This is a genomic window from Amycolatopsis speibonae (assembly GCF_042647925.1).
Classification (GTDB): domain Bacteria; phylum Actinomycetota; class Actinomycetes; order Mycobacteriales; family Pseudonocardiaceae; genus Amycolatopsis; species Amycolatopsis speibonae.
Map to the genome: position 1 here is coordinate 178,421 of NZ_JBHRWK010000009.1, position 23,368 is coordinate 201,788.

The following is a 23,368-nucleotide window of genomic DNA, read 5'->3' on the forward strand; positions in this document are numbered from 1 at the left end:
CTCACACTCGGATCCATGTGGATCGCTTCCCTGCTCGTGACAACGTTGACATTCGCTCTCACACCGGCCGCCACCACTCCCGAACCCACCGTCTCGGCGACGATCTGCGCCAAGTACTGCGACAGTCGCGACCCCGCGCTGGCCGTCGGCGAAAGAAGACCCAGCACCGCGACGGTCTGGGGCCGGGGCATCACGCTGCACCTGTCCGACGGCGACGACATGGGCTGGGGAAGCATCGCCAACGGCGACCCCGGCGACGAGCTCTGGCTCGACCGCTCCTTCGACGGCGGCCGCACGTGGTCCGCCGACAGCCGGATCGGCGACACGAAGATCCCCGCCGGACAACGCGGCCGGCGGACCCTGATGTTCAACGCCGACGACCCCGCCACCCACCGTTTCGGCGCCCTGCGCGCCTGCGGGAAGGCGGGCAACCGGCCGGAAATCGCCTGCACGCCGTGGTTCCGCACCACGGTCGCCGCGAACAACCGCACCGAAGCCGCGGCCACCGCGCTCATGCAGTTCTACGACAACGGCACCGGACTCTGGCAGACCACGGGCTGGTGGAACTCGGCGAACGCGCTCACCGCGATCCTCGACTACAGCATCCGCACCGGCTCGCAGAACTACCGCTACGCCATCGCCAACACCTTCGACCGCAATCGCGGCAACAACTTCACCAACGAGTACATCGACGACACCGGCTGGTGGGCGCTCGCCTGGATCCGCGCCTACGACCTGACCAAGGACCGCCGCTACCTCGACACCGCCGTCATCGCGGCGAACTACATGTACTCCTACCGCGACAGGACCTGCGGCGGCGGCCTCTGGTGGTCGACGGCGAAGACGTACAAGAACGCCGTCACCAACGAGCTGTACGTCAAGGTCGCCGCGTCGCTGCACAACCGTCTCCCCGGCGACACACTCCAGCTCACCAGGGCGCGCGAGGTCTGGGACTGGTTCCGCGCGAGCGGCATGATCAACGGGAACAACCTGGTCAACGACGGCCTGAACGCCTCCTGCGCCAACAACGGGCAGGCCGTCTGGAGTTACAACCAGGGCATCGTCCTCGGCGCGCTGGTCGAGCTGAACCGCGCGACCGGTGACGCCGCCCTCCTCACCCGCGCCCGTCAGCTCGCCGACGCCGCCACCACGACCTCGCTGCTGCACTCGAACGGGATCCTGCGCGACCCGTGCGAGTCCGGCGACTGCGGAGCGGACGGGCCGTCGTTCAAGGGCGCGTACGCCCGCGGTCTCGGCGAGCTGGACCGGGCGCTGCCGGGCAGGCCGTACCGCGCTTACCTGACCCGCCAAGCGAATTCGACGATCGCGAACAACCGCACGTCGCTCGACCAGCACGGCCTGCGCTGGGCGGGGCCGGTCGACAAGGTCGACGCCGCCCGTCAGCACAGCGCGCTGGAGGTCCTCACCGCAGCCTTCTGATCACCGGCGTCGGGACGTGCAGCCAGGCGAGAGCCTCGGTCTCCTTCTCGTGCACGAGCACCTGCCGGTAGCTCATCGTGTCGAGACCGGGGCCTCCCTGGTCCTGGACGTCCTCGTGGAACCGATCCGAGACGAGCACGACGACGGGCGAGCCGTCCGGCGCTTCGACGAGCGCGTCACGCAGCACCCGCGAGTCGAGCAGCCGGGCGAGCAGCACCTTCGGCCGTCCTGTCACGCCGTATTCGTCGAGCGTGACCTCACCGGCGTGGATCGCCACGCGCACCCGGATCCGCAGGGCGGGCTCGGCGACCACGTTGTACTTGGCCAGTTCCGCCGCCAGCTGCGAAAGCAGCGGGAGCAGCAGCCGGAACTTCGGGAAATGCGGCGGGACGACGACGATCATGCCGTCCCCGGTGTCCCGTTTGAGACAGGCGTCCCAGGCGATGCCGCTGGCCTCGAAGGCGCCGGCCAGCAGGCTGAAGAGCATCCGCCGCACCTGGACGAAGATCTCGCTGCTCCGCCCGACCTGGCCGAATCCGGCGATGTCGATGGAGAACAGCCCGCAGTGCATGCCGGTTTCGACCCAGGCCCCCCGCGGCGGGTAGAGGATCTTCTTCCGCAGCACGGCGAGGTGGACGCAGGTCACGGCGATCAGCAGGATCGTGCCGAAGAACCAGCCGAGGGCCAGGATCGTCTCGTCGGCATCCGTTCCCGACAGGGAGAGCAGGAAGAGCAGGCCGGTGTCGGCCGCGGCGTAGAGCACCACGAACAGCAGCAGGAACGCGCGGCGCAACCGCAGCGCAGCGTGCACGAACGGCAAGGGCGAAAGCACGCCGAGCGACCCGATGACCACGACGAAGTACCACAAACTCAAGACGCGTCGCGTGGCCGAGACGCGTGCAGGACCGGTTCCGACGGCCACTTCTTCCCCCCGTCACCCTGTGACACCGGAAACGATAACGCCTCGTCCGAGGCGCGAGAAAGCAGCTTTCCCCAGCCGTGACCCGGTCATCGGGACGGGTGGTCCGCCACACCGGGGTGCTTCTGAAGAGGAAGCTGTCGGAGGGGACGGATATCCTCCAGTACGGTGTCGCGTTGAACGCCACCGTCACGAGCCAGTTCGCGAGCCACGACTCCAGGAGAAGTACCCAGTGACTGCTGAGACCCTGTACGGGGCCGACGACCTGACGCATCTCGAGGGTCTGGAAGCGGTCCGCAAGCGCCCCGGGATGTACATCGGCTCCACCGACAGCCGCGGTATCAACCACCTGTTCTCCGAGGTCGTGGACAACTCGACCGATGAAGGTGTGGCGGGTCACGCCGCGAAGATCGTGGTCACCCTGCACGCCGACGGCAGTGTCCAGGTCGACGACGACGGCCGCGGCATCCCCACCGGCACGCACGCCAAATCCGGTTTGTCCGGTGTCGAGCTCGTGCTGACCAGGCTGCACGCCGGTGGCAAGTTCGGCGGCTCGGGCTACAAGACCTCCGGCGGCCTGCACGGCGTCGGCGCTTCGGCGGTGAACGCGCTCTCGCACCGCTTCGACGTCACGGTGAAGCAAGAGGGCAAGGTCCACCAGATGTCGTTCGCGCACGGCGTGCCCGGCGTGTTCGACGGGCCGGGCCCGAAGGCCAAGTTCACCCGCAAGTCCGGGCTGAACGTCACCGGGAAGATGAAGCGCGGCGAGCGCGGCGGCACGTCGATCCGGTACTGGTACGACTCGCGCTACTTCGAGACAGGCGCCACGCTCGACGTCGAAGGCGTCCGCGCGAAGATGCGCAACACCGCGTTCCTGGTCCCGGGCGTCACGTACGTGCTGCGCACCGCGGTCGACGACTCGATCAGCGAAGAGACCTTCCACTTCCCCAACGGCCTCGGCGACATGGTCGACTTCCTCGCCCCGGACAGCGAGAAACCCGTCTGCGGCACGCTGATCATCAACGGCGTGGGCACGTACAAGGAGAACGCCGCCGACGCCAGCGGCGTCATGCAGTCCAATGTGGAGCGTCACGCGGAGGTCGAGGTCGCGCTCCGCTGGGGCACCGGCTACGAGCGCACGGTGGAGTGCTTCACCAACACCATCCGCAACGTGCACGGCGGCACCCACCGCCGCGGTTTCGACCGCGCGGTGCTGAAGTCCTTGCAGGACGCCATTTCCAAGACCCGCGGGCTGCTCAAGCCCAAGGAGGACATGCCGACGGTCGAGGACGTCCTCGAAGGCATGACGGCGGTCGTCCACGTCCGCCTGCCGGAGCCGCAGTTCACCTCGCAGACCAAGGACGAGCTGTCCACCGCCGGCATCACCCGCGTCATCCAGGGCATCGTCGACAAGCACATCCGCGCCTGGACCGAAGAGCGCAAGACCAAGTCCGAGGCCAAGGTCGTGCTGCAGAAGGTGGTCGACGCGGCGCGCGTCCGGCTCACCCAGAAGCAGCAGAAGGACGCCGCCCGGCGCAAGACCGCGCTCGAAGGCGCGGCCATGCCGCCGAAGCTGGTCGACTGCCGCACCACCGGCGTCTCCCGCAGTGAACTGTTCCTCGTCGAGGGTGACAGCGCGCTCGGTTCGGCGCGGATGGCGCGCGTTTCGGAGTATCAGGCGCTGCTTCCCCTGCGCGGCAAGATCCTCAACGTCCAGAAGGCGTCGCTCGGCGACACCCTGAAGAACGCCGAGATCGCCTCGATCGTGCAGGTGCTCGGCGCGGGCAGCGGGCGCACGTTCGACCTGACGACCATGCGCTACGGCCGGGTGATCCTGATGGCCGACGCGGACGTCGACGGTTCGCACATCCGGACGCTGCTGATCACGCTGTTCGCCAAGTACATGCGGCCGGTGATCGAGGACGGCAGGCTCTACGCCGCGATGCCGCCGCTGCACAAACTGGTCACCAAGGGCCGCAACCCGGAAACCCACTTCACCTTCACCCAGAAGGAGATGGAGACCAAGTTCGCCGCGCTGGAGCGCGCGGGCAAGCAGATCGTCACACCGGTGCCGCGGTTCAAGGGCCTCGGCGAGATGGACGCCGACGAACTGTGGGACACCACGATGAACCCGGCCACCCGCTCGGTCCGCCGCATCACCCTCGACGACGTCGAAGCCGCGGAGAACGCGCTCGAACTGTTGATGGGCGAGAAGGTCGAACCGCGCCGCAACTGGCTGGTCGCCTCTTCCGACCGGGTCGACCGCGAAGCCATCGACGCCTGATTTCGTTGCTATTCAAGGAGCTTTGAGCAATGGCACGCCGTAAGGGCACCACCACCAAGGTCGACCCGTCAGCGTTCGACAGGCCCGGCGCGAACGTCTTCGACAACTCGCTGAAGACGGAGATCGAGGATTCGTACCTGGAGTACGCCTACTCGGTCATCCACTCGCGGGCGCTCCCGGACGCGCGGGACGGGCTGAAGCCGGTGCACCGCCGGATCATGTACTCGATGAACGAGAACGGCTACCGGCCGACACACGCGTACGTGAAGTCGTCCCGCGTGGTCGGCGACGTGATGGGCAAGTACCACCCGCACGGCGACACGGCGATCTACGACGCCATGGTCCGGCTCGCGCAGGACTTCTCGCTCAACGTCCCGCTGGTCGACGGGCACGGCAACTTCGGCTCCCCCGACGACGGCCCGGCCGCCTCGCGGTACACCGAGGCGCGGCTGTCCCCGGAGGCGATGCTGCTGGTCGGCGAACTCGGCGAGGACACCGTCGACTTCCGGCCGAACTACGACGGTTCGCTCGAAGAGCCGTCGGTGCTGCCCGCCGCGTTCCCGAACCTGCTGGTCAACGGCACGTCCGGGATCGCGGTCGGGATGGCGACCAACATGATCCCGCACAACCTGACCGAGGTCATCGGCGCGGCGCGGTGGCTGATCCACCACCCGACGGCCACCCTCGACAAGCTGATGGAGTTCGTCCCCGGCCCCGACCTGCCGACCGGCGGTTCGCTGCTGGGCCTCGACGAGGTCCGCCGCGCCTACGAGACCGGCCGCGGCGTGGTGCGCATGCGCGCCAGCGCCGAGACCGGGCCGCTGGAAGGCAGCCGCGGCCGACAGGCGATCACCGTCACCGAACTGCCGTACGGCGTCGGCCCGGAGAAGGTGATCGAGAAGATCACCGACGAGGTCAACAAGTCCAAGCGGCTGACCGGCATCGCCGACGTCAAGGACCTCACCGACCGCGAGAACGGCACGCGGCTGGTCATCGAATGCAAGGTCGGCGTGAACCCGCAGGCGCTGTTGGCGGACCTGTACCGGCTGACGCCGCTGGAGCAGTCCTTCGGCATCAACAACCTGGTGCTGGTGGACGGCCAGCCGCAGACGCTGGGGCTCAAGGCGCTGCTGGAGGTCTTCCTCAGCCACCGCTACGAGGTCGTCACCCGCCGCACGCGCTACCGCCGCCGCAAGCGCGAAGAGCGCCTGCACCTGGTCGAAGGCCTGCTGGCCGCCTTGCTCAACATCGACAAGGTGATCAAGCTGATCCGCGAGAGCGAGAACGCCGCGGCCGCGAAGGACGGCCTGATGAAGCGGTTCAAGCTCTCGGAGATCCAGGCGACGTACATCCTGGACACCCCGCTGCGTCGGCTCACGAAGTACGACCGGATCGAGCTCGAAGCCGAGCAGGACAAGCTGCGCGAGGAGATCGCGGAGCTGTCGAAGATCCTCGACGACGAGTCGGTGCTGAAGAAGGTCGTCTCTGCCGAGCTGGCCAAGGTCGCCAAGGACTCCCCCGCCGAACGCCGCACCGCGCTGATCGACGGCGACCTCAAGGAGGTCCTCGCCGCGTCGAAGCCGTCGGGTCCGCTGGAGGTCACCGACGACCCGTGCCAGGTGATCCTTTCGGCCACCGGGCTGGTCGCGCGGACCGCGGCGGAATCGGAGGAGTCGTCGGAGGTGCGGCGCCGCAACGGCCGCGTCAAACACGACTCGGTGTCCGCCGTCGTGCACTCGACCGCGCGCGGTCAGGTGCTGCTGGTGACCAACCGCGGCCGCGCGTTCAAGACCGACGTGCTCCCGCTGCCGGTGCTGCCCGAGCAGGCGGGCACCGTGTCGCTGCGCGGCGGGATGGCCGCGAAGGAACTGGTGCCGCTGGAGAAGGGCGAGCGCGTCATCGGCGTGGCCCCGCTCGGCGAGCAGGCCACCGGCTCCCCGGGTCTCGCGCTCGGCACGAAACACGGCGTCGTGAAGGTCTGCGCGCCGGAATGGCCGGTCCGCTCGGACGAGTTCGACGTGATCAGCCTGAAGGACGGCGACGAGGTCGTCGGCGCCACCTGGCTCACCGACGGCAACGAGACGCTGGCGTTCCTGTCGTCCGAAGCGTCCCTGCTGCGCTACGCCGCTTCGCTGGTGCGGCCGCAGGGTCTCAAGGGCGGCGGCATGGCCGGGATGGTCGTGCGCGGTGAGGCGGAAGTGGTCTTCTTCGGCGCGATCCGGACCGACGACGCCGAACACGGCGAACCGATGGTCGTCACCGCGACCGGCGCGAGCGTGAAGGTGACGCCGTTCAACGAGTACCCGGCCAAGGGCCGCGCGACCGGCGGTGTCCGCGCGCAGCGGTTCCTCAAGGGTGAGACGCGGCTGGTCGTCGGCTGGATCGGCCCGCGCCCGGCCGGTGCCTCCCGCACCGGTGACCCGGTGGAACTGCCCGAAGTCGACCCGCGCCGCGACGGCTCCGGCCACGCCCACCCTGGCCCCGAGGTCGTCGGCCACCTCATCGAACGCGACTGACCCCGTCACACGCGTGATTGGGGCCGGAACTCCCGAGTTCCGGCCCCAATCACGCGTGTCGCCCGTCCAGTCACGCGTGTCGCCCGTCCAGTCACGCGTGTCGTCAGCAGGCGGCGGGCAGCCCCGGACCCCAACGCGATAGCAAAGGTCCCTTGCTCTCCCGGCCCTCGCGCCCACCGCATTCAGAGGACTAAACGCGGGGACCCAGCAGGCCCTTCGCGATGTGGGTCACCTGGATCTCGTTGCTTCCCGCGTAGATCATCAGCGACTTCGCGTCCCGCGCCAGCTGCTCCACCCGGTACTCCGCCATGTACCCGTTCCCGCCGAACAGCTGCACGGCCTCCATCGCGACTTCGGTGGCCGCCTCCGACGAGTACAGCTTCATCGCCGAAGCCTCGGCGAGCGTCGGCATCTTGCCCGCGCGCAGCGTCTCGATCAGCTGGAACACCATGTTCTGCACGTTGATCCGCGCGACCTCCATCTTCGCCAGCTTCAGCTGGATCAGCTGGAACCGCCCGATCTCCTGGCCCCACAGCTTCCGGTTCTTCGCGTAATCCACGCAGAGCCGGTGGCATTCGTTGATGATCCCGAGCGCCAGCGCCGCGACCCCGATCCGCTCGACGGCGAACCCGGACTTCACCTCGGCCTTGCTGTCGCCGTCACGGCCGGTCTCGGACTCGCCGAGCAGCCTGTCCCGCCCGAGCCGGACGTCGCTGAAGAACAGCTCGCCGGTCGGCGACGACATCATGCCCATCTTCTTGAACGGCTTGCCCTGCGTGAGCCCCGGCATGCCCTTGTCCAGCACGAACGTCAGCACCTGGCGATCGCGAACGTCGGAGCCGTCGTCGAGCTTCGCGTAGACGATGATCGTGTCGGCGTACGGCCCGTTGGTGATGAACGTCTTCTGTCCGTTGAGGACGTACTCGTCACCGTCGCGCCGCACCGACGTCTTCATCCCGCCGAAAGCGTCCGAGCCGGAGTCGGGTTCGGTGATCGCCCACGCGCCGACCTTCTCGAACGTCGCGAGCTCAGGCAGCCAGCGTTCCTTCTGTGCCTGCGTGCCCTTGGTCAGGATCGTCTGCGCGGTCAGCCCGATGCTCACGCCGAGCGAAGCGACGATGCCGAGGCTGACCCCGGCCAGCTCGCTCACCGCGATGAGCGCCATCGCCTCCTGCCCGCCGAAAGCCAACCCTCCACCGCCGGAGCCACGCTCTTCGGACAACAGCTTCGTCACCGATTCCCGCGCGAGCGCGTCGATGCCGAAGGACGCGAACATCTTGCGGATGAGGTCGTACGGCGGCAGCGTCCCGCTTTCCAGCTCGTCCAGCCGCGGCCGGATCTCCTTGTCGACGAACTCGCGGATCGCGTCCCGGATCAGCAGTTCGGTCTCGGACCACTCGATCACGGCAGCCTCGCCGCGATGTCGTCGATCTCCCAGGCTTCCTCGGTCTCGATCACCTTGACGTCGTGCCAGCCCGCGAGTTCCGAGATCGCGCCGCCCTGCACCGCGAACACCTTGCCGGTGATCGGGCACTTCTCGGTCGCGAGGTAGGCCACCAGCGGCGAGATGTTGGCCGGGGAGAACGCGTCGAACTCCCCTTCCTCGACCTCCTGTGCGAAGATCGCGCCCATGCCCGGCGTCGCCAGCGTGAGCCGCGTGCGCGCGATCGGCGCGATAGCGTTGACCCGCACGCCATAGCGTTCCAGTTCCTCGGCGGCGACCAGCGTCAGCGCGGCGATCCCCGCCTTCGCCGCGCCGTAGTTCGCCTGTCCCGCGTTCGGCAGCGTGACCCCGGAGGCCGACGCGGTGTTGACCACCGAGCCCGCCACCCGCTCCCCGGCCTTGCTCGCCGTCTTCCAGTACGCGGCCGCGTGCCGCAGCACCGCCGCGTGCCCCTTGAGGTGCACCGCGATCACGGAATCCCACTGGGATTCTTCAAGTCCGGCAAGGAAAGCGTCCCGCAGGATGCCCGCGTTGTTCACGACGACGTCGAGTCTGCCGAACTCGTCCACCGCCTGCGTCACCAGTTCGGCGGCCCCCGCCCAGTCGGCCACGTCGGCCGTGTTCGCCACGGCCTTCCCGCCCGCCGCGCGGATCTCGTCGGCGACCTCCTGCGCGGGGCCGACGTCGGCCCCGCTTCCGTCGTTCGCCCCGCCGAGGTCGTTGACCACGACGCTCGCGCCTTCGGCCGCGAACAGCAGCGCGTGCTCGCGGCCGATCCCGCGTCCGGCGCCGGTGATGACGGCGACCCGTCCGTCGAGTGCTCCCATGGCTTTGCTCCTACTCCGCGAATTCCGCGAGACCGTCTTTGATCACGACGGTTTCGCCGACGGTGGTTTCGAACGCGTAGCTCCCGGCCTCCGCGCGCCAGATGTGCGTTGTCAGGTCTTGCCCGGGCAGGACCGGTTTGGCGAACCGGACGGCGAACCGCTTCAGCCTGTCCACCTCGGATCCGGCGACCTCGGTCAGCAGGGCCCACGACGTGAACGCCATGGTGCACAGGCCGTGCGCGATGATCCCCGGCAGTCCCGAGTCCTTCGCGACCTCTTCGTCGAGATGGATCGGCATCGGATCGCCGGCGGCGGGCGCGTAGCGGTACGTCTGGTCGTCGTCGACGTGCTGGTTCACCTTCGCCACCGGCGCCCGCGAGCGCAGGGCGTCGTCGAACTTGTGCTCCGGACCGAGTTCACCGCGAGTCTCGCCGGTGTCGAACCCGCGCACGAACAACGTCACGTACTGCTCGTTGACCAGGTCGCCGTCCTCGGTCCGGCATTCGAGGTGGATGGTGCCGCGTGTGCCGTTCGACAGGCCCTCGTACCCGGTCATCCGCGCCCGCGACACGAGCTTGTCGCCGGGCCGGATCGGGCGGTGGAACCGGAATTCCTGTTCCCCGTGCACGATCCGGCCGAACAACCCGACCGGCACGACCTCCAGCGCGGGTTCCATCAGCGATTCGAACACCGGCACGATCGCGAACACCGGGCTCGCGACGTCCCCGGCGAGATGCGCCGGGATCGGGTCGTTGGTGGCCTTCGCGTACTCGACCAGCCGCTCACGGGTCACCTCGAACCGGGACTCGTCGGTCCACTTGCCGAGCCCGCCGGGATCGAACCGCTCGTCGGTCACGCGACCAGCGCCTTGAAGTTCTCCAGCGAGGCGTCGAGGTTCTTCTTGCCGTCCTTCTCGACGGCCTTGCCGAGCGCGCCGATGATCATCTGACCGGCGAACTCCGCGTCGATGCTGGCCAGCGAACCATCGCCGGACGCCTCCACCGACAGCTCGAACTTGACCTTCACCCCGGCCATCCCGGTCCCGGAGATCGCCAGCTTCGACGGCGCCTCGAACTCGTCGACGGTCCAGGTGATCGTGTTCGGCATCCCGAGCATCGTGACGACCTCGGAAGCCTGCGCCCCCTTGGAGAACTCGGCCGGGACCTCGCCCTTCCACTTGGTGTGGATGGTCAGCCACTTCTCGAAGTTGTTGGGGTTGGAGAACTCCGCCCAGACCTTGTCGGGAGCGGCGGGGAGTTCGACGGAGGCACTGATCTTGCCCATGGTTGTTCCTTTCGGTGAGATCAGCGCTCGGCGCGCTGGTAGGCGGTGACGACGGCGGCGCCGCCGAGTCCGATGTTGTGCTGCAGCGCGGCTTCGACGCCGTCGACCTGGCGTTTGTCGGCGGTGCCGCGCAGCTGCCAGGTCAGCTCGGCGCACTGCGCGAGGCCGGTGGCGCCGAGCGGATGCCCCTTGGAGATCAACCCGCCGGACGGATTGACGACCCATTGGCCGCCGTAGGTGGTCGCCCCGGAGTCGACGAGCTTCCCGGCTTCGCCCTCTGCGCAGAGTCCCAGCGCTTCGTAGAGCAGGAGTTCGTTGGCGGAGAAGCAGTCGTGCAGCTCGATGACCTGGAAGTCTTCCGGCCCCAGCCCGGCCTGGTCGTAGACCTGGCGCGAGGCCTGGACGTTCATGTCGTGGCCGATGATGTTCTTCGCGGTACCGTCGAAGGTGCTGGCGAAGTCCGTGGTCATCGCCTGCCCGACGATCTCGACGGCCTGCCCGGCGAGCCCATGCGAGTCCACAAAGGACTCACTGGCGAGGATCGCCGCGCCCGAACCGTCCGAGGTCGGGGAGCACTGGAGCTTCGTGAGCGGGTCGTAGATCATCCGCGAGTCGAGGATGTCCTGCAGCGAATAGCTTTCCTGGAACTGTGCGTACGGGTTGTTCACCGAATGCCGGTGGTTCTTCTCGCCGATCTTGGCGAAGTGCTCGGCGGTGGTGCCGTAGGTCTTCATGTGCTCACGGCCGGCCGCGCCGAACATCCACGGCGCGGGAGGGAAGAGCACCTCGGAGATCTCCGCGAGCGCCTGGAGATGCCTGCCCATCGGCTGCTCGCGGTCGTCGTAGGTCGAGCCGAGCGAACCCGGCTGCATCTTCTCGAACCCGAGCGCGAGCGCGCAGTCCGCGCGGCCACCCCGGATCGCCTCCGCGGCCAGATACAGCGCGGTCGACCCGGTCGAGCAGTTGTTGTTGACGTTGACCACCGGGATCCCGGTCATGCCCAGCTCGTAGACCGCGCGCTGCCCCGAGGTCGACTCGCCGTAGACGTAGCCGACGTAAGCCTGCTTCACCTCGTCGAAGGAGATCCCGGCGTCGGAGAGCGCCTTGGTCCCGGATTCCTTGGCCATCTGCGGGTAGTCCCAGTCCTCGCGGCGTCCGGGCTTCTCGAACTTCGTCATGCCCACGCCGACGACGTACACCTTGTTGGCCACCACGACGCTCCTTGTCGTTGCCGGGTCGCTGCTGAAACTGAAGATACAGACAGGACTGTATTTATCAACCCCTTACATACATTCCTGAACGGATGTTACCCATCCCACGCTGAGTGTCAGGTGACGCAGACGAGCGGCTCGCACCCCCGTTAAACAGGGAGAACACGACTCACAGGGGGTTTCGATGAAACGGACGAGCTTGGTCCTGGCCGCGACCGTCGCCGCCGGACTGCTGTCAGCGGGCACAGCGTCGGCGACCGGATGGACGATGAGTTACCTGCCGCTCCCGCCCGGCGGCAGCGGCATCGCACGGGTGGCCGCCACGAACGGCGCCGGGGGCTACGCGGGAACCGCCGACGGGAAGCTGATCACCTGGGACGGCGGGGCCGTCGCGGACCACGGCATCCCGGCGGGCTACCTCTCGGTCGAAACGGTGGACGAGAACGCGTCCGGTTCGGTCCTCGGCAACGCCGTCTACTACCCGGAGGGGAGCCGCTACCCGGGCAAGCACGCCTTCGCCTTCGAGAACGGCGGATTCCAGTTCCTCGGGAAGGTGGCGGGCTACTACAACTCGCAAGCTCTCGGCACGAACGACCGCGGCGACGTCGTCGGCACGGTGTTCAACGACATTCGCTACGGCTCCACCGCCGCTTTCTGGCCGTCCGGCGACCACGCGCACCCGGTGCTGCTGGACGTCCCGCCGCTGCTCACCCCCGTCGACATCGACCAAGACGGCACCATCCTGCTGAACGAGCAGTTCGGTGGCACCTGGCTCTGGAAGGACGGCGTGCTGCGGCAACTCGTGCTCCCGGAGGGGCTCCGCGAATCACGCGGGATCGCGATCCGGAACGGGAAGGTGCTGGCCTCGACCCAGCTGGGCGACCGGCTCTGGACCGCGTTCGACATCTCCGAGGAGGTCCCGGACAACATGTCCACGATGGCGCTCAACGGGTCCGGGCTGGTCACGGGATGGATTTCGCCGAGAACTCCCACGGCGTGGTCCCCGGGCGGTGCGGTGACGACGCTCCCCTCCCCCGGCAACGCGTACGGCACCGTCGTGGGCGACAACGGCGAGATCGCCGGAACGCTGGAGGGCAGCGGCGGCGGCAACACCCCCGTGGTGTGGCGCCGTGGCTAAAGTCGGGGCATGGATCTGGAGGAGCGGTTCGCGCTGCTGACCACCGCGCATCTGACCGACGGCTGCGTCCGCGCCGGCGTCCCGGTCCGGTGCGCGCCCGCCGGGACGCACGCGGTCGTGCCCGGCGGGCGGGTGGCCGGGCGGGTCTCCCCCGCCCGGCACGTCGGCAGCGTCGACGTCTTCCTGGAGGCGTACGAAATCGCCGCACCCGGCGACATCCTGGTCGTCGACAACCGCGGCAGGCTCGACGAAAGCTGCGTCGGCGACCTGGCTGTGCTCGAAGCGCGGTCGGCAGGGCTGGGCGGCGTCGTCATCTGGGGCCTGCACCGCGACACCGCCGACATCGAGAAGATCGGGCTGCCGGTGTTCAGTCTCGGCTCGATCCCGACCGGCCCGCTCTCGGTCTCCGCCCGCCCGGACGGCGCGCTCGACTCGGCCGTCGTCGGGGAGTGGACGGTGACGCGGGACGACCTCGTGTTCGGCGACGAGGACGGCGTCCTGTTCGTCGCGGCCGACCGGGCGGACGAGGTCCTGGACCGTGCCGAGGCCATCCGCGACACCGAACGGCGTCAGGCCGAGCGGATCCGCTCCGGAGAGTCCCTTCGCGACCAGGTGCGCTTCACCGACTTCCTCGCGGAGCGCGCGAAGTCGCCTTCGCTGACGTTCCGGGAGCATCTGCGGGCGGTCGGCGGAGCCATCGAGGAGTAGGGGGAGCAGGGGACCTTTGCTATCGCCGCGACCCCTGAACTGCGGAAAGAGAGCAAGGGACCTTTGGTATCGCCCGGACGGCGACCGCCGCCACCGGCGTCACGGCCCACCTCGTCCGGTCGGTCAACCTGACGTTGCTCAAAGAGCAGCCGGACCGGATCCGGCGCGAAGAGCTCGCCGAGAAATGGCATCGCGCGAATCTGGCCCGGCTGGCCCGGCTCATCCTTGTGCGAGTTGCTTTCCGCCGAGCCACAGCAGTCCGTCGATGACGAACCGGTTCTGCACCTCACTGGCGAAGGTCGACGAAAGCGGCTGGTTCGTCTCGTAGTTCATCTTGTTGTGCCCGAAGTTGGCGTACAGCATCTTGTACTTGTTGTTGGTCCAGAGGATCGGGTAGTACCCGCTGTACCAGGACTGGTTCGGGTCGGTCCCCAGCGGGAAGCTCACCGGATCCACCGACGCGAGGATCCTGATGTCCGGGTTCTTGCGCAGGTCGTTGTTCCAGGCGTACCACTCGCTCACCGAAGAGGTGAACGTCGCGGGCAGCCGCGTGGTCGAGGGATGTGGCTTGTTCTCCACCTTCAGCGTCGCCGTCGTCGGGCCCCAGGTGTTGGACTCGAAGCCGCCCGTTCCGAGGAATCTGTTGTGGTACCAGTCCCAGGCGGACGGCTTGGTGTTGAAGGCCGCCACGTGGAAACCGAAGAACGCGCCGCCCGCGTTCATGTAGCGCTCGAAGCCCGAACGCTGCGCCGAGGTCTGCGGCAGGTCGTCGAGGAACAGCACGACCTGGTACTGCGAGGGCTGCAGCGAGTTCAGCTGATTCCAATTATTGGTCGCGGTGTAGCCGAAGTTGTTCTGCGACGCGGTTTTCGGGAACCACTGGTTGGCTTCCTTGACGAAACTGATGTGCGCCGCGTCGTACGTGCCGTTGTAGAAGGCCAGCACTTTGAACGCGGGTGCCGCTTGTGCCGTGACAGGCGCCAATGCCGGCGCGAGACACGAAACGAACAGCAGAGCGAGCCGGACCGCGAATTTCCTCATACCTCACCACCCGTGCCGATAGCGAAGGCCGAACCCGAACGGGAACAGCCCGGACTTTCCATCACCGACGTTGATCGGCTGCTGGTCAGCGCTGCGCATCCACGTCACCGGCAACTTGCCGGTGGGGTTGTGATCGCCGAAGAGCACGTCCGCGACACCCTGGCCTTCCGAGCCGGGCAGCCACGACGCGATCAGCCCGTCCCACTCCGGAAGCTGCTGGGCGATGTCCAGCGGCCGCCCGGAAACGAGCACGACCACGGTCGGGACTCCGCTGTCTTGAAGCCGCTTCAAGGTCGCCAGGTCTTCGGCGTCGAGTCCCATTCCCTCCGGCTTGTCACCGCGGCCTTCGGCATACGGCGTCTCGCCCACCACCGCGACAGCGACGTCGTAGGACTTGTCGATCCCGTTCGCGTTTTTGTCGAAAGTGACCGTGGACGACGGTTTCGCGGTGTGCCGGATCCCTTGCAGGATGGTCGTTCCCTCGGTGACCGGGCCGCTCTTGCCCTGCCAGCCGACCGTCCAGCCGCCGCTCTGGTTGCCGATGTCGTCGGCGCTCTTGCCCGCGACGAAGATCCGGTTGCGCGACTTGTCCAGCGGCAGCACCCGGTTCTCGTTCTTCAGCAGCACCTGCGATTCGCGGACGGCCTGCCGCGCGAGGGCGCGGTGCTCGGCGCTGCCGACGGTCTTGAGGAACCGGCGGTCGGTCAGCGGCCGTTCGAACAGGCCCAGTTCGAACTTCTTCGTCAGGATGCGCCGGTTCGCGTCGTCGATCCGCGACGGCGTGACCCGCCCGGCGACGACTTCGGCCTTCAGCGTGTCCATGAACTTCTGGTACTCGAACGGCACCATCACCATGTCGATGCCGGCGTTGACCGACGCGGTGACCTCGGCCGGGGTGAAGCCCGGCTGCCGGTCGATCTGGTCGATGCCGTTGTAATCCGAGATCACGATCCCGGAAAACTTGAGCTCGCCCTTGAGCACGTCGTTGATCAGGTAGGAACCGGCGTGCATCTTGAGGCCGTTCCAGCTGCTGTAGGAGATCATCACCGAACCGACGCCACGGCGGACGGCCTCGCGGAACGGCGGCAGGTGCACCGCGCGGAGTTCGGCCTCGCTGATGTCGGTCTCCCCCTGATCGTCGCCGCCGGTCGTGCCGCCATCGCCGATGTAGTGCTTCGCGGTCGCGAGGACCGAACCCGGCGCGGACAGCGAACGGCCCTGCATGCCGTCGATGGCCGTCGTCATCGAGGACGCGATTTCCGGTACCTCGCCGAAGGATTCGTACGTCCGGCCCCACCGGTCGTTGCGGGCGACGCACAGGCACGGCGCGAAGTTCCAGTCGATCCCGGTGCCCGACACCTCTTCGGCGGTCGCGCGGCCGATCTTCTTGACCAGCGCGGGATCGCGCGTCGCGCCGAGGCCGATGTTGTGCGGGAAGACGGTGGCGCCGTAGAGCCCGTTGTGCCCGTGGACGGCGTCGACGCCGTAGATCAGCGGAATGCCGAGCCGGGTGGCGAGCGCTTCCTTCTGGAAGCCGTCGTACATGTCGGCCCAGGTGGCCGCGTTGTTCGGAGTCGGCTGGGAACTGCCGCCGGAGAGCAGGGAGCCGAGCATTCCCTTGGTGACGTCGCCGGGCGCCTTGATGCCGAGACGTTCGGCCTGCGTCATCTGGCCGATTTTCTCGTCGAGGGTCATGCGCGACAGCAGATCGGCCACGCGGACCTTCACCGGCCGCCAGGCGTCCCGGTAAGCAGGGCCGTTTCCGGCCAGCGCCGGGGTGTGCGACCCGAGCACGAGCGCGGCGGTCAATATCCCCAGTGTGAATCTCCGCATCCGGGTCCTCCTCGACACCAGACGTAAGTTCAAGGCTTGAATTAACGCATGACAGAGGTTCTTTGGTCTAGACCTGCGAAAAAGACGGTTCCCGATGGCCGACACCGGCCCGAATCGATAACCTGGATATTATGGAACTGCGGGACATCGAGATCTTCCTGGCGCTGGCCGACGAACTGCATTTCGGCCGCACCGCGGAACGGCTGCACGTCTCGCAGGCACGGGTGAGCCAGTCGATCAAACAGGTGGAGCGCCGGATCGGCGCACCGCTGTTCGCCCGCACCAGCAGGCGGGTCCGGCTCACGCCGATCGGCAACCGGCTGCGGGACGACCTCGGCCCCGCCTACCGCGCGCTGCACGAAGGCATCGATCGCGCGATCACGGCGGGACGCGGGATCGGCGGCGTGCTGCGGCTGGGCTTCGAAGCACCCGGCGTCGCCGATCTGACCGAAGACCTGCTCGACCGCTTCCGACAGCGCTACCCGGACACGGACCTGCTCATCCGCGAAGCCGATTTCGCCGATCCGGCGTCGATGCTGCGCTCGGGCGAGATCGACGTGCTGGTGACCCTGCTCCCGGTCGACGAACCCGATCTCGTCACCGGACCGGCCATCCACACCGAACCGATGGTGCTCGCGGTGTCGTCGAAACACCCTTTCGCGCGACGGAAGTCGGTGACCCTCGACGACCTCGCCCGTGACACCGTCCTCCGCGCGGCGCATCCGCCGGAGCCGTACTGGATCGAGGAACCGCGGCAGTGGCTGACGCCGGCCGGGCATCCCGTGACCCGAAGCACCCCGTTCGCGACGTTCCAGGAACTGCTCGCCGCGATCGCGACCGGCGCCGGAATCTGCCCGCTCGCCGCACACGCGCAGGAGTACTTCAGCCACCCGCGAATCCGCTTCGTGCCCTTCACCGGCTCACCCGACGTCGAGTGGGGGCTCGTCTGGCCGCGCTCCGCCGAGACGGCCCGCGTACAGGCCTTCGCGTCCGTCGCCTCCACTTCGCTCCCCTGACTCCCCCGCATTTCGTCCTCTGAACGCGTACCTCGGGCGCCCAACGCCCGCATCTCGTCCTCTGAATGCGGCGCCCACCTGTGGGAGGAGCAAGGGACCTTTGCTATCGCCTGCCGCCGAAACCCGCCCCGAGCTGCGTGAAGGCCCCCTTCCCTCGGCTGAGCCGAGGGAAGGGGGCCTTCACGCGAGTCCCGAAAGAAGAGCTACCCCAGGGCCTTCTCCACCCAGTCCTGCTCCAGCTTCACGACCTGCCCGTTCACGGTCACGGTCGGCGTGCCGAAACCGGGGCCCTGCCCGAAGTCCTGCTGCAGCGACGGATCCGTGGAGATCTTCTTGTACGCGTCCTGGATCTGCTGCTCGTAGACGCCGGTGTTGATCGCCGTCGCGAAGGCCGGGCCGGTGATGCCGACGTCCTGGCCGAGCTTGATCAGCTGCGCCTTGTCGAATCCGCGCGCGCCCTCCTGCGGCTGGTCCTTGAACAGCGCGTCGTGGAAGGCGAGGAACTTGCCCGCGTCGGCCGCGGCGAGCGAGGCGTTGGCCGAGTCCAGCGAGTACCCCGGCGGGTCGGAACGCTGGTTGAGCATCGGCAGCATGTGGTACCGGATCGTCAGCGTCCCGTTGTTCACCTGCTCGTGGAGCTTGTCCTTGAACGTCTCTTCGAACTGCTTGCAGATCGGGCACAGGAAGTCGGCGTAGACGTCGACGGTCTTCGTGGCCTCGGGTTTGCCCGCGGTCACGACGGCTCCGTCGCGCTTCTCGACGACACCGGGCGCCCAGGTGCCCGCCTGTGGCGCGATGGCCTTGCCCTCGGTGGAGTTCTTGCTGGACGTCGTCCAGAGCACGCCACCGATCACCAGCGCGGCGAGCACGACCACCGCGACGGTGATCGCGACGACCTTCTTCCTGTCTCCGCCCGCGACGCCCCTGGCCTGCGCCACCGAGCGCGCCGCCGTCTGCTCCTGCTTGCGTTTCCGAGCGTTGCGCTCAGCTCCACCCACGATTATTCGTTCCCTTCAGCGATACCCACATAGTCGTCGTCGGCGGGGCCCCCGGAGTTCCCGAGCCAGCCGTCCACCGACAGCCAGGTCCGCGGCCGCGCGATCAGCCAGACCCCGAGCAGCGCGAACCCGAGGTCCCTGGCGATCTCCTGCGGATACTGCGTCTGATCCGCGGCGATCTGACCGCCACCGCCGAAGCAGCCGCAGTCGATGCTCAGTCCGCGCGCCCACGATTGGGCGATGGCGGCGATGAGCACCGCGAGCAGCAGCACCGACAGCACCGACGCCCAGCGGGTCACGAACCCGGCGAGCAGGAACAGGCCGAGCGCCAGTTCGACGAGCGGCATCCCGATCGCGACCGGGCGCACGAACCCGTCCGGCAGGACATCGAAAGCCTGCACCGCGATGTAGGTCTGTCCCGGATCGCTGATCTTCAGCGCTCCGGAAATCAACCACACGGCGGCCAGTCCGAGCCGGGCGAGTGTGCCCACGGCGTCGAGTACGACTTGGGGCGGTCTACGCACGGGCTTAGGCTAGCCGTCAACCCTGAGAACAATGTGAGGCGGCGGACGGAGGCACCCGATGAGGGGACGCGCGCTGCTGGTGGCGTGTTTGATGCTGGTCACAGCGGCGGCCTGCGGCAAAGAGGCCGGTCCGTCGGATTCCCTCGTCGCGCGTGCCGTCTCGTTCAACGAACTCACCATCGGGATCCGCTTCGACCAGCCGGGCCTCTCCAAGCGGACGGTCGACGGCCGGTACGTCGGTTTCGACGTCGACGTGGCGAAGTACATCGCCGGCGAATTGGGCGTGGAGGAGGATCACATCACCTGGCACGACAGCAAGCCGTCGTCGCGCGAGACGGACATCACCTCCGGGACCACGGATCTGATGGTGGCGACCTACTCCATCACCGAGAAGCGCAAGCAGATGGTCGCTTTCGCCGGACCCTATTTCGACACCGGCCAGGACCTGCTCGTCCGCCTCCGGTCGACAGACATCACCGGTCCCGAGAACCTCAACGGCCGCAAACTGTGCGCTGTGGGCGGCACCACCTCGGCCGAGCAGGTGCGCGACAAGTTCGCCCAGGCCGTCCAGCTCGTCGAGTACCCGCGCTACCAGGACTGCGTCACGGCGCTGCTCGCCGGACAGGTGGACGCGGTGACCACCGACGACGTCATCCTGGCCGGATACGTGGCGCAGAACCCGGAGTTGCTGAGGGTGGTCGGCAAGCCGTTCTCGAAGGAGAAATACGGCGTCGGCATCCGCAAGGACGACATCGAGGGGCGGGCGGCGGTGGCCAGGGCCATCCAGAAGATGATCTCGTCCGGGGAGTGGCTCGAATCGCTGAACCGCAACATCGGCCCGTCCGGCTACCGGATCCCGCCTCCGCCGCAGGTCACCGAGCAGTGACCCTTCCCGATCTGCCGGTTCGCGCCGTCCTGCCCGAACTCGAAGCCGCTCTCGACGCCCATGGCACCGCGGTGCTCGTCGCGCCCCCTGGCACCGGCAAGACCACCCTGGTGCCGCTCGCGCTGGACAACGGCGAAGGCCGGGTGATCGTCGCCGAACCGAGGCGGCTGGCCGCGCGCGCCGCGGCGGCACGGATGGCGTCCCTGCTCGGCGAGCGGGTCGGCGAGACGGTCGGCTACTCGGTCCGCGGCGACCGGAAGGTGTCTTCTTCGACGCGTATCGAAGTGGTCACTTCGGGGCTGCTGGTCCGGCGGGTGCAGGGCGATCCCGAACTGGCCGGGGTTTCGACCGTCCTGCTCGACGAATGCCACGAACGCCATCTCGACGCGGACCTGCTGCTCGCGCTGCTGCTGGACGTGCGCGCCGGGCTGCGGGACGATCTGCGCCTGCTCGCGACGTCCGCCACCGTGGCCGCCGGGCGGCTGGCGGCCCTGCTCGGGGACGCGCCGGTGATCACCGCGCAGGCGCGGACCTACCCTGTCGACGTCGCGTACTCCCCGCCCACGCGCGGTGAGCGAATCGAGGCGACCGTGGTCCGCACGATCCACAAAGCACTGTCCGAAGGGGACGGCGACGTGCTCGCTTTCCTTCCTGGCGCGGGCGAGATCGCCAGAGTGAGCGGGCAGCTCAACGGCCTGGACGCCGACGTGCTGCCGCTGCACGGGCGGCTTTCGGCGGCGGCCCAGGACGACGCGCTGCGCCCGCGTGCCCGCCGCCGGGTGGTGCTCTCGACGTCGGTCGCCGAGTCCAGCCTGACCGTGCCGGGCGTCCGCGCGGTGGTGGACTGCGGGCTGTCCCGGGTGCCCAGGGTCGATCATCGGCGCGGCCTGCCGGGGCTGGCGACGGTCCGGGTTTCGGCCGCGGTCGCGGACCAGCGCGCCGGCCGTGCCGGACGAGAAGCGCCAGGGCGCGTCTACCGGTGCTGGGCGGCGCATGAGCAGGGTTCGCTTCCCGCGTACCCCGAACCCGAGATCAGGACGGCGGAGCTGGCGCGTTTCGCGCTCGAACTCGCGTGCTGGTCCACCCCGGACGGTTCCGGCCTCGCCTGGTGGGATCCGCCGGGCGAAGGCGCGCTGGCCGCCGGTCGCGCGTTGCTGACCACACTCGGGGCGACCGACGAAGACGGGAAAGTGACCGAGCGCGGCCGGAAAATGGCCGGGCTGGGCCTGCATCCGCGACTGGCGCGGGCGTTGCTGGACGGCGCGGCGCGGACCAACGCGCGTTCGGCGGCCGAGGTCGTCGCGCTGCTGGACAGCGGCGGCTCGCTGACCGACCTCGAAGCCGAACTGCGGCGGGTGCGGGGCGACGAGCGCTGGAAGTCCGACGTGCGCAGGCTTTCCAAGCTGGTGCCCGACGGCGGCGGCGCGGCCGATCCGGCGCTGGTCGTGGCGCTGGCGCATCCCGAGCGGCTCGCGCGACGGCGGTCCGCGGGGACGCCGGTCTACCTGATGGCCGGTGGGACGGCGGCGGAACTGCCGCGCGGCAGCGGGCTGGCCGACGTGGAATGGCTGGCGGTGGCCGAAGCGACCCGGGATCCCGGCCGCGCGCAGGGCATCATCCGGCTGGCCGCGCCCGCGGACGAGGACCTCGCCGTCCGCGCGGCCCCGAATCTGGTGTCTTCGAAGGACGAGGTGCACTGGTCTTCGGGTGAGGTCGTGGCGCGTTCGGTGCGGCGGCTCGGGGCGATCGTGCTGTCGGAGAAGCCGTTGCGCTCGCCCGCGCCGGACGCGATCCGCGCCGCGCTGCTGGACGGCTTGCGCACCGAAGGGCTCGGCCTGCTGCGGTGGTCGGAAGACGGGCGGCGGCTGCGCGAGCGGCTGTCTTTCCTGCATCGAGTGCTGGGTTCGCCTTGGCCCGCGGTCTCCGACGCCGCCCTGCTGTCCACTTTGGACTCGTGGCTCGACCTCGGCACCGCCCGCCGCCGGTCGGACCTGGCTTCACTGGACGCGGGCGCCGCGCTGCGCGGGCTGATGCCCTGGCCCGAAGCGTCACGGCTGGACGAACTGGCGCCGGACCGGCTGGAGGTGCCGACGGGTTCGCGGATCCGCGTCGACTACTCGGGTGAGCAGCCGGTGCTGGCCGTGAAACTGCAGGAGACCTTCGGGTGGCTCGCGACGCCGGAGCTGGCGGGCGTGCCCGTCGTGCTGCACCTGCTCTCGCCCGCCGGACGGCCCGCCGCCGTCACCGCCGATCTGGAGTCGTTCTGGCGCACCGGTTACGCGGCCGTGCGCGCCGATCTCCGAGGGCGCTACCCGAAGCACCCCTGGCCCGAAGACCCGCTGAGTGCGGCGCCCACCCGGCGGACCACCCCGCGCCGGATGTCATGAAAGGGGCGGTCAAGACACTTTTCGTCCTGAACGACCCTTTCATGACATCCCCGCGCCCCGTCAGTCCATCATCTGGTGCTGCGGCCGGGTCGGCAGGTGCGACGCCAGCTCCTCGTCGTCCTCCTGCTCGTTCAGCCCCAGCTGCACCGCGCTCCGGATCTGCTCACGGTTCTCCCGCACCACGTGCGCGAAGAACTCGTCGATCCGCGGGTCCGTGAGTACCTCGAGGATCACGCGCATCGCGGTGTCGATCACCGAGCGCACCACCTCGTCGTGGAACGGCAGCTTCGAAAGCCGTCCCGCCTGCGGGTCGTTCTTGAGTTTCTCGGCGATGATCCCGCGCAGCAGCGACTGGTTGTCGCCGAGTGAGCGCGCGAGGTTCTGCGGGTAGTTCCCGGTTTCCAGCACCTTGACGACCTCGTCGAGCACCGCGATCGTGATCGGTTTCTTGATCGCCAGCACGATCGGCCGCGAAAGCCGTTCGACAAGGCGCTGCGTGAACCGCTCCCCGAAAGCGCGGTCGGCCGTGCGCGCGAGCCGGATGAGCACGACCAGGACCCGCAGCAGCCGGAACCCGCGCAGCGCCGGATGCGCGATGGGGATCATGCCGAGGATTTCGTACCAGTTGCGCAGCGGGAACCACTTCTCCCAGCCGTTGCGCCGCCACCGCCACAGGAATTCCAGCGCGAAGATCCCGCACACCGTCGTGTCGATGATGAAGACGGTATGCGCCGTCTCGTCCGAATGCGGGAAGAACGTCACATAGACGAGCAGCCCGACGGAGAACACGGCGAGGACGAGCATCACCAGGTCGAGCGGATTCACGCGCCGTTGTTCGCGGGTGGTCATGCCGCCGATTCTGCCTTTCCGCGGTGACTCGTGCCGAGCGGCACCTGCCGAAAGTAAGGGTCG

General features: G+C 68.4%; 19 protein-coding genes. 8 read left to right on the forward strand and 11 right to left on the reverse strand.

Translation table 11 applies throughout. From position 1 onward, the window contains the following. The first annotated feature begins 15 nt into the window (after positions 1-15). The gene (locus tag ACFOSH_RS05060; RefSeq protein ID WP_378237488.1) at positions 16-1,440 is read left to right on the forward strand and encodes a glycoside hydrolase family 76 protein; all 1,425 of its coding nucleotides are present in this window, start codon (positions 16-18) and stop codon (positions 1,438-1,440) included. Here the strand turns inward: ACFOSH_RS05060 and ACFOSH_RS05065 are convergent. Next, the gene (locus ACFOSH_RS05065) at positions 1,424-2,314 is read right to left on the reverse strand and encodes a hypothetical protein (protein WP_378237489.1); all 891 of its coding nucleotides are present in this window, start codon (positions 2,312-2,314) and stop codon (positions 1,424-1,426) included. The genes ACFOSH_RS05060 and ACFOSH_RS05065 overlap by 17 nt on opposite strands. 277 nt (positions 2,315-2,591) lie before the next feature. Here ACFOSH_RS05065 and ACFOSH_RS05070 point away from each other — a divergent pair, with 277 nt between their 5' ends. Together ACFOSH_RS05070 and ACFOSH_RS05075 are read left to right on the forward strand one after the other, a co-directional pair. Beyond that, a complete protein-coding gene (locus ACFOSH_RS05070; RefSeq protein ID WP_378237490.1) occupies positions 2,592-4,643 on the forward strand; it encodes a DNA gyrase/topoisomerase IV subunit B in 2,052 nt (683 codons plus the stop codon). Positions 4,644-4,672: 29 nt separating this feature from the next. Beyond that, positions 4,673-7,159, forward strand: coding sequence for a DNA gyrase/topoisomerase IV subunit A (locus ACFOSH_RS05075; protein WP_378237491.1), 2,487 nt, complete (start codon positions 4,673-4,675; stop codon positions 7,157-7,159). Positions 7,160-7,349: 190 nt separating this feature from the next. On the opposite strand, the gene ACFOSH_RS05080 is transcribed toward ACFOSH_RS05075, so the two are convergent. The 5 genes from ACFOSH_RS05080 to ACFOSH_RS05100 are packed head-to-tail and all read right to left on the reverse strand — an operon-like array spanning position 7,350 to position 11,928. Continuing rightward, a complete protein-coding gene (locus tag ACFOSH_RS05080) occupies positions 7,350-8,564 on the reverse strand; it encodes an acyl-CoA dehydrogenase family protein (RefSeq protein WP_378237492.1) in 1,215 nt (404 codons plus the stop codon). Further along, positions 8,561-9,430: an SDR family oxidoreductase gene (locus tag ACFOSH_RS05085; RefSeq protein ID WP_378237493.1), complete on the reverse strand. Its 870-nt coding sequence runs from the start codon at positions 9,428-9,430 to the stop codon at positions 8,561-8,563. Before ACFOSH_RS05085 ends, ACFOSH_RS05080 begins: the two co-directional genes overlap by 4 nt. Positions 9,431-9,440: 10 nt before the next feature. Next, positions 9,441-10,286 (reverse strand): MaoC/PaaZ C-terminal domain-containing protein, encoded by an 846-nt coding sequence (locus ACFOSH_RS05090; RefSeq protein WP_378237494.1) that lies wholly within the window; start codon positions 10,284-10,286, stop codon positions 9,441-9,443. Beyond that, the gene (locus ACFOSH_RS05095; RefSeq protein ID WP_101612668.1) at positions 10,283-10,714 is read right to left on the reverse strand and encodes a type II toxin-antitoxin system Rv0910 family toxin; all 432 of its coding nucleotides are present in this window, start codon (positions 10,712-10,714) and stop codon (positions 10,283-10,285) included. The genes ACFOSH_RS05090 and ACFOSH_RS05095 overlap by 4 nt, the downstream gene beginning before the upstream one ends. A 20-nt stretch (positions 10,715-10,734) precedes the next feature. Further along, positions 10,735-11,928, reverse strand: coding sequence for a lipid-transfer protein (locus tag ACFOSH_RS05100; RefSeq protein WP_378237495.1), 1,194 nt, complete (start codon positions 11,926-11,928; stop codon positions 10,735-10,737). 181 nt (positions 11,929-12,109) lie between these two features. Between ACFOSH_RS05100 and ACFOSH_RS05105 the strand changes: the two genes are divergently transcribed. Then, positions 12,110-13,063, forward strand: a complete 954-nt coding sequence (locus ACFOSH_RS05105; RefSeq protein ID WP_378237496.1) for a hypothetical protein — start codon at positions 12,110-12,112, stop codon at positions 13,061-13,063. A 9-nt stretch (positions 13,064-13,072) separates the two neighbouring features. Continuing rightward, entirely contained in the window at positions 13,073-13,771 is a 699-nt protein-coding gene (locus ACFOSH_RS05110; protein ID WP_378237497.1) for an RraA family protein, read from the forward strand. A gap of 219 nt (positions 13,772-13,990) precedes the next feature. On the opposite strand, the gene ACFOSH_RS05115 is transcribed toward ACFOSH_RS05110, so the two are convergent. After that, entirely contained in the window at positions 13,991-14,812 is an 822-nt protein-coding gene (locus tag ACFOSH_RS05115; protein ID WP_378237498.1) for a ThuA domain-containing protein, read from the reverse strand. A 3-nt stretch (positions 14,813-14,815) separates the two neighbouring features. Continuing rightward, positions 14,816-16,645: a glycoside hydrolase family 3 protein gene (locus tag ACFOSH_RS05120; RefSeq protein WP_378237499.1), complete on the reverse strand. Its 1,830-nt coding sequence runs from the start codon at positions 16,643-16,645 to the stop codon at positions 14,816-14,818. A 131-nt stretch (positions 16,646-16,776) separates the two neighbouring features. Between ACFOSH_RS05120 and ACFOSH_RS05125 the strand changes: the two genes are divergently transcribed. After that, positions 16,777-17,661, forward strand: a complete 885-nt coding sequence (locus tag ACFOSH_RS05125; RefSeq protein ID WP_378237500.1) for a LysR family transcriptional regulator — start codon at positions 16,777-16,779, stop codon at positions 17,659-17,661. Positions 17,662-17,864: 203 nt separating this feature from the next. Here the strand turns inward: ACFOSH_RS05125 and ACFOSH_RS05130 are convergent, their stop codons facing one another. Together ACFOSH_RS05130 and ACFOSH_RS05135 are read right to left on the reverse strand one after the other, a co-directional pair. Next, entirely contained in the window at positions 17,865-18,659 is a 795-nt protein-coding gene (locus ACFOSH_RS05130; RefSeq protein WP_378237501.1) for a DsbA family protein, read from the reverse strand. Between the two features lie 2 nt (positions 18,660-18,661). Next, positions 18,662-19,150, reverse strand: coding sequence for a MauE/DoxX family redox-associated membrane protein (locus ACFOSH_RS05135; protein ID WP_378237556.1), 489 nt, complete (start codon positions 19,148-19,150; stop codon positions 18,662-18,664). Between the two features lie 91 nt (positions 19,151-19,241). Between ACFOSH_RS05135 and ACFOSH_RS05140 the strand changes: the two genes are divergently transcribed. After that, positions 19,242-20,069 carry a glutamate ABC transporter substrate-binding protein gene (locus tag ACFOSH_RS05140; RefSeq protein WP_378237502.1) on the forward strand — a complete coding sequence of 276 codons (828 nt, stop codon included), beginning with the start codon at positions 19,242-19,244 and terminating at the stop codon, positions 20,067-20,069. After that, complete coding sequence (gene hrpB / locus ACFOSH_RS05145; protein WP_378237503.1) at positions 20,066-22,456, forward strand: ATP-dependent helicase HrpB; 2,391 nt, start codon at positions 20,066-20,068, stop codon at positions 22,454-22,456. Before ACFOSH_RS05140 ends, hrpB begins: the two co-directional genes overlap by 4 nt. 60 nt (positions 22,457-22,516) lie before the next feature. On the opposite strand, the gene ACFOSH_RS05150 is transcribed toward hrpB, so the two are convergent. Then, positions 22,517-23,305, reverse strand: coding sequence for an ion transporter (locus ACFOSH_RS05150; RefSeq protein WP_378237504.1), 789 nt, complete (start codon positions 23,303-23,305; stop codon positions 22,517-22,519). Between the last annotated feature and the right edge of the window lie 63 nt (positions 23,306-23,368).

Coding starts and splice junctions, on each gene's coding strand:
- ACFOSH_RS05060 (WP_378237488.1), top strand. CDS start 16: ATGTGGATCGCTTCCCTGCTCGTGACAACGTTGACATTCGCTCTCACA.
- ACFOSH_RS05075 (WP_378237491.1), top strand. CDS start 4,673: ATGGCACGCCGTAAGGGCACCACCACCAAGGTCGACCCGTCAGCGTTC.
- ACFOSH_RS05085 (WP_378237493.1), bottom strand. CDS start 9,430: ATGGGAGCACTCGACGGACGGGTCGCCGTCATCACCGGCGCCGGACGC.
- ACFOSH_RS05095 (WP_101612668.1), bottom strand. CDS start 10,714: ATGGGCAAGATCAGTGCCTCCGTCGAACTCCCCGCCGCTCCCGACAAG.
- ACFOSH_RS05105 (WP_378237496.1), top strand. CDS start 12,110: ATGAAACGGACGAGCTTGGTCCTGGCCGCGACCGTCGCCGCCGGACTG.
- ACFOSH_RS05110 (WP_378237497.1), top strand. CDS start 13,073: ATGGATCTGGAGGAGCGGTTCGCGCTGCTGACCACCGCGCATCTGACC.
- ACFOSH_RS05115 (WP_378237498.1), bottom strand. CDS start 14,812: ATGAGGAAATTCGCGGTCCGGCTCGCTCTGCTGTTCGTTTCGTGTCTC.
- ACFOSH_RS05120 (WP_378237499.1), bottom strand. CDS start 16,645: ATGCGGAGATTCACACTGGGGATATTGACCGCCGCGCTCGTGCTCGGG.
- ACFOSH_RS05125 (WP_378237500.1), top strand. CDS start 16,777: ATGGAACTGCGGGACATCGAGATCTTCCTGGCGCTGGCCGACGAACTG.
- ACFOSH_RS05140 (WP_378237502.1), top strand. CDS start 19,242: ATGAGGGGACGCGCGCTGCTGGTGGCGTGTTTGATGCTGGTCACAGCG.
- ACFOSH_RS05150 (WP_378237504.1), bottom strand. CDS start 23,305: ATGACCACCCGCGAACAACGGCGCGTGAATCCGCTCGACCTGGTGATG.